Source organism: Nodosilinea sp. LEGE 07088 (genome assembly GCF_015207395.1).
In the GTDB taxonomy this organism is placed as follows: domain Bacteria; phylum Cyanobacteriota; class Cyanobacteriia; order Phormidesmidales; family Phormidesmidaceae; genus Nodosilinea.
This window is the reverse complement of sequence record NZ_JADEWX010000022.1, coordinates 25985-39492: the sequence shown is the minus strand read 5'-3', so window position 1 is coordinate 39492 and position 13508 is coordinate 25985. Positions and strand designations below refer to the sequence as shown.

At 57.5% G+C, this 13508-nt stretch carries 10 protein-coding genes; 4 read left to right on the top strand and 6 right to left on the bottom strand.

Features of this window, described 5'->3' with window-relative positions; translation table 11 throughout:
• Positions 1-7 precede the first annotated feature (7 nt).
• Positions 8-2569: an O-antigen ligase family protein gene (locus IQ254_RS07940; protein WP_193965638.1), complete on the top strand. Its 2562-nt coding sequence runs from the start codon at positions 8-10 to the stop codon at positions 2567-2569.
• Here IQ254_RS07940 and IQ254_RS07935 read toward each other — a convergent pair.
• The gene (locus IQ254_RS07935) at positions 2566-3444 is read right to left on the bottom strand and encodes a metal ABC transporter permease (protein WP_193965649.1); all 879 of its coding nucleotides are present in this window, start codon (positions 3442-3444) and stop codon (positions 2566-2568) included. The two genes, IQ254_RS07940 and IQ254_RS07935, sit on opposite strands and share 4 nt — an antisense overlap.
• Positions 3445-3451: 7 nt before the next feature.
• The gene (locus IQ254_RS07930; RefSeq protein ID WP_193965637.1) at positions 3452-4192 is read right to left on the bottom strand and encodes a metal ABC transporter ATP-binding protein; all 741 of its coding nucleotides are present in this window, start codon (positions 4190-4192) and stop codon (positions 3452-3454) included.
• Positions 4193-4309: 117 nt separating this feature from the next.
• On the opposite strand from IQ254_RS07930, the gene IQ254_RS07925 reads away from it, so the two are divergent.
• A complete protein-coding gene (locus IQ254_RS07925; RefSeq protein ID WP_193965636.1) occupies positions 4310-5347 on the top strand; it encodes a metal ABC transporter solute-binding protein, Zn/Mn family in 1038 nt (345 codons plus the stop codon).
• 46 nt (positions 5348-5393) lie between these two features.
• Here the strand turns inward: IQ254_RS07925 and IQ254_RS07920 are convergent, their stop codons facing one another.
• The 4 genes from IQ254_RS07920 to IQ254_RS07905 all read right to left on the bottom strand — a co-directional run bounded on the left by IQ254_RS07920 (position 5394) and on the right by IQ254_RS07905 (position 10547).
• Complete coding sequence (locus IQ254_RS07920; protein WP_193965635.1) at positions 5394-7235, bottom strand: penicillin-binding protein 2; 1842 nt, start codon at positions 7233-7235, stop codon at positions 5394-5396.
• 53 nt (positions 7236-7288) lie between these two features.
• A complete protein-coding gene (locus IQ254_RS07915; RefSeq protein ID WP_193965634.1) occupies positions 7289-7816 on the bottom strand; it encodes a hypothetical protein in 528 nt (175 codons plus the stop codon).
• Between the two features lie 95 nt (positions 7817-7911).
• Positions 7912-9762: a biosynthetic-type acetolactate synthase large subunit gene (ilvB, locus tag IQ254_RS07910; protein WP_193965633.1), complete on the bottom strand. Its 1851-nt coding sequence runs from the start codon at positions 9760-9762 to the stop codon at positions 7912-7914.
• A gap of 242 nt (positions 9763-10004) precedes the next feature.
• Positions 10005-10547 carry a hypothetical protein gene (locus tag IQ254_RS07905; protein ID WP_193965632.1) on the bottom strand — a complete coding sequence of 181 codons (543 nt, stop codon included), beginning with the start codon at positions 10545-10547 and terminating at the stop codon, positions 10005-10007.
• A gap of 496 nt (positions 10548-11043) precedes the next feature.
• Between IQ254_RS07905 and IQ254_RS07900 the strand changes: the two genes are divergently transcribed.
• Positions 11044-11400 (top strand): hypothetical protein, encoded by a 357-nt coding sequence (locus IQ254_RS07900; RefSeq protein WP_193965631.1) that lies wholly within the window; start codon positions 11044-11046, stop codon positions 11398-11400.
• Between the two features lie 148 nt (positions 11401-11548).
• Positions 11549-13156 carry a HAMP domain-containing sensor histidine kinase gene (locus IQ254_RS07895; RefSeq protein WP_313887398.1) on the top strand — a complete coding sequence of 536 codons (1608 nt, stop codon included), beginning with the start codon at positions 11549-11551 and terminating at the stop codon, positions 13154-13156.
• Positions 13157-13508: the final 352 nt, after the last annotated feature.

The following is a 13508-nucleotide window of genomic DNA, read 5'->3' as shown; positions in this document are numbered from 1 at the left end:
AACTGCCATGACCGAGGATGCTCTCCCTAAGCCCGAGCCCGTTGCCTCAACTGCCAGTGATGGCACCTTACTAGCCCTGCTAACGGCGGCGTTTTACACCCTATTTACCCTCCTGCCGGGCAGCAGCACCCTAATGGTGTCGTGGCCCTGGGTATTTTTGTGGCAGGTGGGCCTAACTTTGCCCCCACTGTGGCTGGGTTGGCAGCTGTGGCACCGACCAGGTCAGCGTTTGGGCCACGGGTTTGACTGGGTGGCGGTGCTGGCGGTGTTGGGATTAGTGGCTGCTACGGTGGGGGCTGAGTTTCCGGCCCAGGCGCGATGGTACGGGTGGGCCGCCATGGGGGCGATCGCCCTGGTCTATGCTCTTAGCGGCTGGCTTCGAGATGTGGGGCGGGCTCGGACGCTGTTGCGGTTCCAGGGATATCTGACCCTGGCCTTTATCCTGCTTAGCCTGGTGCTGTGGTTCACCCAAATCTATTTGCCAGAGCTGGCCCGCCTTCAAACCCTCCAGGGCTATGGCGTCAATCAGGCCTTTAACTTTGGGCTCACCAGCCTGCGTAACTGGCAGCCCATTGGCCACCAAAACTATGTGGCTGGCTACCTGGTGTTGGTTTTGCCCTTGCTGGCGGCCCTGGCCTGGGCAGATAAGGGTTGGCAGCGCGGCCTTTGGGGGATAGGGGTGGTCTTGGGCCTGCTCAATCTCTATACCACCAGTTCTCGCGGCGGCTGGCTAGCGCTGATGATTACGGGGCTGTTGGCTGTCGGTGTCGGGCTGGTTTATGCTCGTCTACCCCGCCGGACAACCCTGGTGATCGCTGGCATTGCCCTGGGTCTTTTGGTTGTGGGGGCGGTGGTCAACCGGCGATTGTGGCAATTGTTGGGCAGTCTGGCCACGGGCAATTTTGCCGGTGGCGAACTGTCGTATCGAGTGGTTACCAATGTCACGGGCTGGCGCATGGGGCGCAGCCATCCCTTCACGGGCATTGGCCCGGGGGGCGTGCCCCTGGCCTATCAGCAGTACCGCCCTACCTGGGCCGGGCGGGATGCCGAACTTCAATTTCAGCTGCACAGCACTCCGGCTCAGCTCTGGGGTGAGCTCGGTATTTGGGGTATTCTCGTGCCTTTGGCCCTGGTTCTAGTCCTGGGATGGCTGGTGCTGCGGTGGCTGCGATCGGGCGCGCAGACCACTCCCAGTGACCTGCCGCCGGTCTTGGTCTGGGGCCTGTTGGCGGGATTGTTTGCCTTTGGTCTGATCGGTCTGACCGATTATCAGCTCGATATTCCGGCGATCGCAGCTACCCTGGCCCTTTACCTTGCTGTGCTGGCCCGTACCTTCACCCCGGCTAGTGACCTAGCAGAGAGGCCTGCATCACCGCGCCGTCATCGGCTGTGGGCTGGTCTCTGCCTGGGGTTGATCCTGGCCATGACCCTTTGGCTAGTGCCTGCCCATCGGGCCTGGGGGACGGCTAGTGGCGGTTTCTGGGCACTCACAGACGAGCCTCCCGACATCAATCGCTTTGCCACCGAGCTCGGGCAGGCCCATGCTCTGGCCCCCTGGGAACCCTACTATCCCTACCAACTGGGCTATAACCTGGGCGATTTTGCCCTGCAAGTGGGTGATGATCCACCGCTGCGGCAGGCGTTGTTGACGGATGCGATCGCCTGGTTTGAGACGGGCAACCAGATCGTGCCGTACCAGGAATTTGGTCAGAGCAACCTGGGCTGGCTCCAGATCGAAAATGGCCAACCCGATCAAGCCAGGGCCGCTTTCATTCAGGCGACTGCCCTGGTGCCCGCCAAAATGGGCGTTTTCTTTGGCCTGGGCGTAGCCTGCCTGCAAACCAACAATCTCGACTGCGCCACCGAAGCCCTGGCCCTCGAAGTGATTCGCCATCCCACCCTGTTGACCAGCCCATTGCTGCAAACAGGGTCTTTGGCTGGCGTCTATGCGGCGGTGCTCGATCGCCTGGAGCAGCGCTATGGCGAATTAATTGAGCAAGCGGAGGACTCCAGCCTGGCCTCGTTTCTCCACCGGGCCAGGGGTAGCCTGCGCTGGTGGCGCGGCGATTGGGCAGCAGCGGCCCAAGACTGGCAAACCGACGGCACCGAGATGCATCAGGCCATGCTAGACCTGGCCACAGGTAGCACCGTTGAGGTTGAATCGTGGCCTGAGACCCCAACTAAGTACGCGATTTTGGCCTGGCAAACCCCTGACCAGCGCCAGGCTTTGCTGGCAAAGGCCTGGGTGACCCAGCCCGCCGACATCGATGACCTGACTCAGGCGTTGCCCCCGCCCCAGGTAATCGCTAATCTGGAGGCCAGCATGACTGCCGCCAAAGACTTTGTCGACTGGCTACAACGCACCGCCCCGACCTGGCAACCGCGCAGCCAGCGACTGGGGTTTGGAGTGCTCAGTCGCCATATCGATGGCCCCAATCCGTCAGATTTTCTGCCTCGGGTAGAAAATATCCCGATCGTGAAGTTCTTTGAGCCCCTCTACCCCTCGCCTATTTTCTTTCCTGCCCTCGATCAGGCGTTGGCCCCCTATCAAGCCAGGCTCCAGGGTTAGGGGCGAAATAGGCGCTGGAGCTGCCGCCAGGGGCGCGATCGCGGTGGCCCCACCAGTGCCCCATGGCGAGGACTGAACAAAAATGCCAGGGCAAACAGCGCCGACACCACCAGCACGATGGCGGGGCCAGAGGGCAGGTTGATGTAATAGCTCAAATACATGCCGCTGACGCTGGAGATGACGCCGATCGCCGCGCCCAACCCCATCACCTGGTGCAGACGGGGCACCAGCAGGTAGGCCGTAGCCCCGGGTGTAATCAGCAGCGACAGCACCAAAATCACCCCCACGACCTTCATACTGGCAACGACAGTCAGGGCAATCAGCACCATGAGCCCGGCATTGAGCAGGCCGGTGGGTAAACCGCTGGCCTGGGCACCAAGAGGGTCAAAGCTGTAGAACAGCAGCTCTTTATAGAGCAGGGCCACGGTCACCAGCACAAGGGCAGCAATCATGGCCGTATCGCGCACCTCGGTACTGGTCACCCCCAGGATGTTGCCAAACAAAAAGTGGTTGAGGTCGATTTTGTTGTCTTTTTGAATGGTGGTAATCAGAGTAATCCCCAGGGCAAAAAAGGCCGAAAATACAATGCCCATGGCGGCGTCTTCTTTAATCGGCGATCGCGTATGAATCCAGCCAATGATCACCGTGCTCAGCACCCCGGCGATAAAGGCCCCAACAAAAATATTGACGCCCAGCAAAAACGCGATCGCCAGCCCTGGCAGCACCGAGTGGCTAATGGCATCGCCCAGCAGGGCTAGACGCTGCACCATCAGGTAGCTCCCCACCACTGAGCAAATAATGCCCACCATCACCGCCACCGCTAGGGAGCGCTGCATAAAGGCGTACTGCAACGGCTCAAAAAACCAGTCGAGCATGGCCAGCTCAAGCGACATGGCCAAAAAAGCCCACCTGGCCACCGTAGGCGCGGGTCATATGGTCGCGGGTTAGCACCCACTCACGGGGGCCAGCGGCAATTAGTTCTTTATTCAGCAGAATTAACTGGTCAAAGTTGGTAATCGACTCCCCCAGGTCATGGTTAACCACCATCACGGTCTTACCCGCCGTTGCCAGTTCTCGAAAAATTCTAAACAGCACGGTTTCAGTTTTTTGATCGACCCCCACAAAGGGCTCGTCAAAGCAAAAAATGTCGGCCTCTTGGGCCAGGGCCAGGGCCAAAAACACCCGCTGCTGCTGTCCACCAGAGAGGGCACCAATGGGGCGATCGCGAAAGTCTGCCATATCCACTCGCTCCAGCGAGGCCTGGGCCACCTGACGACTGGTGGCCGAAAAGCGGTTAAACCAGCCCGTTTTTTTCACCCGGCCCATCATCACCACGTCCCAGACCGTAGCGGGGAAGGTCCAGTCAATCTGCGATCGCTGGGGCACGTAGGCCACCCGATTGAGCTGGTGAGAGAGTTCCTCGTTGCCGTAGGTCACCCGTCCGGTCACCACCGGCATCAACCCGAGCATGGCTTTGACCAGGGTGCTTTTGCCCGCACCATTGGGGCCAAAGATGCCGACCAGCTTACCCGGTCGTACCGAGAGGTTGATATTTCGCAGCGCCTGCACCTCTCGATAGTTGACGGTCAGGTGGTCGATGATTATGCCGGGGGCCATAGTCATAGCAAGATCTCCAACACGGGCATGGTCTGGACGAACCCCAGGCGGGCTGTCTTCAAAAATGAAACGATTATGAAATGTATTGTATCGTGAAAATGAAACGATTATGAAATGTAGTCTATGGCACGAATCAATTTGTCTGGCGACCGTCGAGTGGCTAGAGAGGTGCCTCTCGCTGCCCCAGGCCGATCCTTCAAGGCGAAGGCAGTTGGAGGGTGGGGGGCGATATTAGTGCTGCTGACGACGGGGTTGGGGCTGGTCTCCTGCGACTCCAGCGAGGTAGACAACTCCGTCGCCAACCCGGCAGATAACTCGCGTCCCAGGGTCGTGGCCACCAGTACCTTGATTGCCGACTGGGTCGCTCAAGTCGGCGGCGACCAGGTCGAAATCACCGGCATCTTGCAGCCCGGCGCTGATCCCCACGTCTATGAACCGGTGCCTGCCGATAGCATTGCGTTTGAAAAGGCCGATCTGATTCTCTACAGCGGCTACAACCTAGAGCCCAACCTGATTCGGCTGCTCAACGCGGCTGGGGTGAATGCGCGTCGCGTCGCGGTTGGCGAAGTGGTGCCCCCGCTCGACCTCGACTACGCGGGCGGCGTGGTGCCCGACCCCCACGTGTGGGGGGATGCCAGCAATGCGGTGCCGATGGTCGAGGTCATCCGCGACGAACTCAGCGTGCTTATCCCCGCTCAGAAGACGCAATTCACCGCCAATACAGCGGCCTATATCGAAGACCTGACCCAGCTGCACAGCTGGATTGAAGCCCAAACCGCGACCATTTCGCCCCCACAGCGGCAGCTGGTGACCACCCACGATGCTTTTCAGTACTACGCTAACGCCTACGGATTAACCGTAGGCGGCACCCTGATTGGCCTCAGCACCGAGGAACAGCCCAGTGCTCAAACTGTGCAACAACTGGTTGACTCTATTCGTACCCTTGGGGTACCGACGATTTTCGCCGAAACCACGATTAACCCGCGCCTGATTACCACCGTGGCCGCAGAAGCCGGGGTGGCTCTAGCACCGACACCACTCTACTCCGACTCCGTGGGTGCACCCGGGAGTGATGGCGAGACTTATCTCAAGATGATGGTGGCCAATACCCGCGCCATTGTGGAAAACCTGGGCGGCACTATTACAGAGCCCTCGTTCTAACGTAAAGCGCCGCCGGATTCAAAGTGTTCTAGAGCGAGGGTTGGGGCTAATCAGTAGACTGCTCGGCATCGGGGGGCAGCCCTTCTAGTACCACCAAAGACTCGATGACCTCTTTGGTGAGGGGCGCTGCAACGGTGCCGCCGTAGGAATTCTCGCCCTGGGGCTCGTCGATGATCGTCAGTACGACGTAGCGGGGAGCATTAGCCGGCAGAATGCCCACAAAGCTGGTTACTCGGCCCTGACCATAGCCGCCAGAAGCCGCCGCCTTTTGAGCGGTGCCAGTTTTGCCCCCAATGCGATAGCCAGGTAATTTGGCGGCATCACCGGTGCCAGTGGCAACCACGGCTTCCATCATAGTGAGCACCTGCTGGGTGGTCTGGGGCGAAAAGATTGCCTTCGGCTGGGGCCGAGGAGGCGTCCACACCGCCTCACCATCGGCGTTGATCATCCCCTTGACCAGGTGTGGGGTAACCAATCTGCCGCCGTTGGCCAGGGTTGCCTCCAACTGCAGCATTTTAATGGGCGATAGCGAAAAGCCCTGGCCAAAAGCTGTGGTAGCCGATTCCACGCGGCTGTTGATAAATTCCTCTCGATTTTTTATTTGGCCCGCCGCTTCAGCGGGTAAATCGATGCCGGTGGGGCGGTCTAGGGTGAGGCGCTGGAGCCAGCTAAAGTAGTCGGAGGCAGGCATTTTCTGCATAATGCGGGCCATGCCCACATTGCTGGAGTATTTCAGGACGTCAGTAATAGAGATCGGCCCTCGCCCCCCAACGCTAGCGTAGTCGTGGTTGCGAATCTTCCACTTGCCAAACTGGATCTGGCCGCTGTCGTTGACCATTTCATCGGGGGTGATGATCCCGGCCTCAAGGGCGATCGCAATATTGATCGGCTTAAAGGTAGAGCCGGGCTCATAGAGGTCGCTAATCGCCCAGCTCTTCAAATCGCTCGGCTCGGCCTCGTAATACTGGTTAGGGTCGTAGGTAGGGACACTGGCCAGGGCTAGCATGGCGCCGGTCTGCGCTTCCATGACCATCACTGTGCCGCGCTTGGCGTGGTAGCGGTCAACGACGGCCTGAAGTTCTTGCTGCGTCGCACGCTGAAGGCGGCTGTCGAGGGTGAGTTGCAGGCTGACATTGTCACTGGGCCAGTAGGCAGTGGCTGGCTCGACAGTATCGGGGGCCGCTGTCTCGGTGGTTGCTGCTGTCAAGAGACTCACGGGAGGCCCGTAGACCTCGGTATTTAAATCTGGCTCGGCGGGAGGCGGGGCCAGCGAGAGCTGATCTTGGTAGGTAATTTCTAGCCCTGCCTGGGGTTCGCCGTCAAAATTGACAAAGCCCACCACCGGGGCAAATAACTGCTGTTGAGGGTAAAAGCGCTGCTGATGGGGTTGGAGCTCAAGACCATTCAGCCGTAGGGCGCGAATGCGATCGACGGTTGCCTCGGGTAGACCATCGACTACGCGAATGCCCGTGGGGCTCTGGCCCAAATGGTCTAACAGCTCTGTAATCGGCTGATTGAGGAGCGGGGCCAGGGCCGTTGCCACATCTTGAATCGGGGTATCAAATAGCTGAGGATGGGCGTAGAGGGTATAGACAACCTGATCAATGGCCAAGACATTGCCCTGGCGATCGACTATCGAGTGGCGCATCTGTCGCTGCACTGGAGCCAACAAGTACTGCTGCTGAGCGCGATTGGCCAGATTGTCTCCCTGGATCAGCTGCAGCCAGGTAAGTCGCCCAGCCATCACAACGATCGCAAGGATGAGGACACCCCAAACTAACAACAGTCGCCGTTGATTAGCTGCTGGGTTAAAGGAAACAACAACCGGCGATCGAGTCCGCTGGCGACGGCGACGGCGACGGCGGTCAGAATAGGCAGAACTAGCCATAGGTAGCAGGGCGGCAGAGAAGCAGAGCGGCGAGAAACGGTTGGGCTAGTGCCTTAGTACCCCATCGGTACATCCACTTTGGGTAGCCTCAGGTGACCCGGTGAAGCCTTAGGTGTCTGGCTAGGCTGAGCGGCGGTTCGATCAGTCGGCTGCAAAAAAATCACGTTACCTGGTTGCGGGGGCTGAAACCTAAAATTACTGTCTTCGGCTTGCTTTGCCAAATGGTTTTTAAGCACTTCGTTAGCGGCTGCAATTTGCTGCTCACTCCGTTGTAAGCGGTTAAGCTGCTGGTTGGCTTGACTTAGCTGACGGTTAAGGTAAACCGAGGTGCCATAGCTGATTAGGGTAAGGGCTACCACCGCTGCGGCCAAAACCGATGACACCAGATGCAGTTTCGATAAGACCTGTACGGCTGGGCCAGGAACTGCCGTTGGCAGTATAACCGGAGCCGCGACTTTGGGGCTGCTCTCTACGGCAATAGCCGTAGAGCCATCGGATAGAGCTACAGCAGCATGAGCCGCTGCTGATCTACGCCGGGACGGCACAGGACGAGGGACATAGGATTTCAGCGCAGCAGACATAGATGCCCCATATCAGTAATGAAACTGAGGTTAGGATACTGCATCCTGAAAAATTTGGGCCAGTAGCCCGCTAAAACTCATCCCCGATTTGGCTGCTATAGCTTAGTGCCACATTCCGAGCAAAAATTGCTGGTGGCGACGTTATGGTGCCCACAACTGACACAGGGAGCAGTGCCTACGCTAGTGCCGGTGCCATGTACTTCAGGTAGCCCCAACATTTGGTGGTTACCTTTGCCAGGTGCCACCATGGGGTAACAGTTTTCGTCGCGGCGCACGTGCACATCCATTAGCACTGGGCCATTGTGGGCCAGCATCGCGGCTACGGCGTTGCTGAGCTGAGTGCGATCGCGCACCACAATTCCCTTAATGCCGTAGGCCTGAGCCAACAACTCAAAGTCGGGCATACCGATCTCCATATTGGAGGACGAGTAGCGCTCCCCGTGGAAGGCCTGCTGCCACTGGCGTACCATGCCCTGCCAGCCGTTGTTGATAATCACTGTTTTAACGGGGATATCGTACTGGGCTAGGGTGCCTAGTTCCTGCAGGTTCATTTGAAAGCTGGCATCGCCGCTGATGCAAATCACGGTTTCGTTGGGCAGTGCCACCTGCACGCCCATGGCGGCGGGCATGCCAAAGCCCATGGTGCCCAGACCGGCACTCGATATCCAGCGTCGGGGGCCATTCTTTAAGAACTGAGCTGACCACATCTGGTGTTGGCCGACGTCAGTGGTGAAATAGGCTTGAGGGGCTTGGGTAGCGAGCTCGTGAATCACCTCCTGGGGGGCCAACACATCGGGGTAGCTCGGCACCACCAGAGGGTAATCGCGTTTCCAGCGATCGATGCGATCGCGCCAGGCCAAGGTTTGATGGGGCGGCGGCAGCTGCTTTTCGTCCTTCAGGCGACCGAGTAAAGTGGTCAGTACCTGCTTTACATCGCCAACAATCGGCACCTGAGGAGCGCGGTTTTTACCCACTTCAGCCGGGTCAATATCGACGTGAATGACTTGGGCGCGAGAGGCAAACTCGTCCAGCTTGCCCGTCACGCGGTCATCAAAGCGGGCCCCTACGGCAATTAGCAGATCGCACTCGCTGACGGCAAAGTTAGCGTAGGCGGTGCCATGCATACCCAACATGCCCAGGGCCAGGGGATGGTGTTCGTCAAAACAGCCCTTGCCCATGAGCGTAGTTGTCACCGGAATCTGAAAGTATTCGGCTAGCTGCAACACTTCCGGGTGGGCTCCGGCCGTAATCGCACCACCACCCACGTACAGCAGGGGGCGCTCGCTCTGACGCAGCAGGCGCAGCGCATGATTAATCTGGCGGGGATTGCCCTTAATCGTCGGCTTGTAGCCCGGCAAATTGACCTGTCCAGGCTCTACCGGCACATAGTCAAACTCTTGCAGACCAATATCTTTGGGAATGTCAATCAGTACCGGCCCCGGACGCCCGGTTTGGGCGATGTAAAAAGCCTCTGCCACCATGCGGGGAATTTGGTCGGGGTTACGCGCGACGTAGGAATGCTTGACCAGGGGCAGCGTAATGCCAAAGATGTCGGTTTCTTGAAAAGCGTCACTGCCAATGGCATGGCTAGGCACTTGTCCGGTGATCACAACCATGGGCACCGAGTCCATTTGGGCGGTGGCAATGCCGGTCACCAGGTTGGTAGCCCCAGGGCCAGAGGTGCCGAAGCAAACCCCAACCTTACCCGTGGCCCGAGCGTAGCCATCAGCCGCGTGGGCTGCCCCTTGCTCATGGCGCACTAATATGTGGCTAATGCCACCCGCTGCCTCAGCCCGGTATAGCTCATCATAGATGGGCAAAATGGCCCCGCCGGGGTAGCCAAAGATGTGCTCCACCCCGTGGCGTCTGAGGCTATCAATTAGAGCAAAGGCACCGGAAGCACGGCGCACAAGAACACTATTGGGAGCAGCAACGGGAGTTGTCATAGCGGCGGGTGCTTGAGTTGGGCTAGGGCTAGGGTGCATTGCTTAAGAAGAAAACAAAAATTTAGAGCATTTTCTCCCTCAGGCCACACGAACGGTGATTGAACTCACCGCCGCTGCTTTACAGGAATGATGTCAGTCAATGCTGTTACATGAAGAACATTTCTCCCCATATTAGCAGTAGAGGCCCAGGTCTTTGTGGCTGTCGCGCTTGCGATTAGCGCTGTGGTTATGAGCTGTTGATATTAGGATTTGGCTAGCCCGAGATAAGCGCGCGATCGCTGACAGAGAAAATCAGCGGCGGTTATCTGCTCTTCAGGTCTTTTGGTTGTGGCTATGTGCCCGGTTACCGACTGGGGATGTCGCCACAGATCTAAATGGGGCACAGCTGGCTCGGCATAGAAATCTTCATCCCCACATCCTAGCCAGCCCGAGGTGTCGTGGGTAAAGCGATCGTGGCTGAGGCGATGGACGATCACGTCTGGATCGCGGGGTACCCCCCAGCCGTCCACCATAAACAGCGCCAACACTGGCCCACGATACCGCTGCCAGTGGGTTGCCAGGGTCGCAGCGCCTACACATCCGGCGCTAAAGGCCCAAATGATTAACCCCAGCGGTTCTACGCCAGCCAACGAGGCATTTGATAGAGCGGCTTCGAGGTCTTGGCGCAGGGCAAAGGCCGAAAGCACCTGTAGGGAAGCGGGCATCACTATCCTAGGACTGGCGCTCAGCACGTCATCCGCAGCAATAAGGCTACAGATTTGATCGGTGTAACGAGGTGAGTGCATACCACCACACACCAACAAAACAGCCTGGTTCACTAGCCGCCTCCCCCCGCTCGCGGTTAGAGCATTGACTACTCTAGCCGCCTAGATTTACCTCGCTAGCTTACACAACGCAACAGTTAGGAGACCGTCACTTTAATTAGAAACAACAAGGTTTGAGAAATGCTTCACTTTGCGTAGTTTTTGCGGACATCCACAGGAGAAAAATAATTTCTTTCTAAAACTTAGGTAGGGCAGTCATTATTATCGCGCTTATATAGGGATATCTGGATTGGTTGAGCTGAGTCTTTTTTTACATCTATTTAGATGTGTCTTGACAGCTCGACCCCTGAGGGTCTCGGTGAGTAATCTTCGAGTTGATCTGGCGATAGCCTTTAAAGGCTGAGTTTCTATCAATCATGTCGCTTGTCGCTATTTAATTTCTGTTTAGCCTGATCCCTGACTATTTCAATCCATAATATCCTCGATTGTCGCCCTATATTCCTGGAGGTAAACTCAAATGACCCAAGCAATTGTCAACTTAACCTTGCCAACCGTAACCGATAAGATTGACGACATTTTGGCAGCTTATCCTCTCTATGAATACCGCCAGATTTTTGCGGTTCCTGAGCTGCGGCAAAAGCTCACAGCCTACGTGCTGGCCCGCCTGCCGGTGGTCTACGTCACGATGGATAGCGGTGAGGCTGGCGGCCTGAAGTCACCTGGGCATTGTTACTCTTCTGAGCAGCACGATCAGATTAACCAACTCATTCACCAAGGCATTGATGCTCTGCTGGGGCGGCCTGAGATTTGGCGGCATAGCTCTGGCCCTCATTTGGACGAAGCTGAGGCCATTCCGTCCAGCTGGTTTGGTTAGGGACCGGGTTTTCGTTCGGTTCTACCCATAGCCCAATCCGCGCTAAGGCATTAGTCTCGTAATAGACCTTGGGCTGCTTTTATCGGCAACCCGCTGGCTGTGACTTGAATCCGACAGCTAGCTTATTGCAGAGACAGGTGTCGTCTTGGTGCAACAGTTTCGTCCTCTTAGTCAATTGCTTAGCGAGTACCAGACGTCGTTTAACTCCAGGGTTGACGACGTTCAATGGGCGTATGGAGCCGCTCAAACGTTTGCGGAACAGAGCCCTGGTTTTTGGCCGCAGGCCCAGGTACAAGCGGAGCAAGAATGGTTGGGTGGTTTGGCAGCGTTGATTAGATTGTTGCTAGAGCTGCCCACAGAACCCCTTGAGTCAGCTCACGCTACGGGCGCAACTATTCCTCTGATGGGAGGAGTACTGTCGGGGCCGTTTCCGGTGCTACCCGATCGCCTGATGGGACAGCGGTTAATTCACTGGTTGCTAGTACCTGAGCAGCTAGAACAAATTCTCTTAGTCACCCAGCCTCTATTGCCAGGGCAGGGTCGCGGTGCGATCGATGCCCCCGCTTGCAACTTGCAGATGGTGCCGCTGGCTAGCGACGACCCGCTAGTAGGTGAGCGTTTTAGTCTGCTACTGACCAATCATTTCAGTCTGCTATTGGTCTTGGGGCACAGTGCCCAGGGTCTGCCTCAGTTTCACTTTTCGTTTGATCCAGATGTAGTCTGGCAGGGTTGGCAGCAACTGCGCGATCGCGTAGCGGCGACCCGGCCTCCCCTGTTGACCGGCCTTGATCGCTTAATTGATCAGTTTCCCCCAGTAGCCCCCGACTATCGTCTGGTGACCCGCTATGGCCATCTGTTGCTGACTCAATTGCGCCAGCGAACTTCTGCCGATCGGGGCCTTGAGCCCCCAGCCCCGTCACCGCCGCTATCACTACCCGCTCGCCCTAGGCTGGAAGCATTTCAGACCGAGCCAACCCCTCATCTTGAGTCGGTATTCAGCCCGGCTGCCGCCGGCATACCCGAGCCAGAATCAGCTCCAGAGAACAGCGCCGATACTGAGCTGCTCAAGGCGATGGCCCATGAAATCCGCACGCCGCTGACGACGATTCGCACCCTGACGCGATCGCTGCTCAAGCGCCCAGACATTAGCGATGAGGTCACTAAACGACTGCGCCTGATCGATCGCGAATGCACCCAGCAGATCGATCGCTTTAGCCTAATTTTCCGCGCCGTGGAACTGGAGACCGATCGTGTGCCTAGGCCGCGATCGCCCCTATCGGCCATTTCCCTAAACCAAATCTTTGACGACGCCATTCCCCGTTGGCAGCAGCAGGCCAGCCGTCGCAACCTGAGCTTAACGGTGAACGTGCCCCCTTGTTTGCCGATGGTGAACAGCGATCCAGCGATGCTGACCCAGGTGCTGACGGGGCTGATCGATCGCTTTACCCATAGCCTGCCGCCCTATAGCCATATCGAGCTGGCGGTGACCTTAGCTGGGCACCAGCTCAAGCTTCAGTTTCAGTCGCAGCCCCCTGAGGGCAGTGAAGCCCAGCTCAAGGATGATCCCCTGGCATCGCCATTTAAGGCGCTGGGGCAGCTGCTGATGTTTCAGCCCGAGACCGGCGGCCTCAGCCTGAACCTCAACGCGACTAAAAACCTATTCCAGGCATTGGGGGGCAAGCTGATCGTGCGTCAGCGCCCCCAGGCGGGTGAAGTGTTGACCGTATTTTTGCCCCTAGAACCCAAAACCCTCTAGAGCTAGCCTATTTTCAGGACAAATCCTGCCTGAATATCCCCGGTTCGTAGGGGCATAGCATGCTATGCCCCTACGAGGCTCCTGATTATGAATCGGGGTTTCCTAAATCGGATCTCGTATAATCCCTGGGGGCTAGAAGCAGGCTGGGTAAAGCAAGCAAAGAGGAGCTCTAGCGGCAAGCATCCGTAGTTTCCCCGAGAGATCGGCTGATCTCAGGGGGATAAAGCGGCTAAGCCCTAGGGGTTTTTCGCTAAATGACAAATTTTGAGGCTCAAACACCTCGATTTTTGTGGTTTCCCTGGGCAAGCTCAGGCAAAGCTTTTACATCACCTACGACTGTTTCAATTGGCAC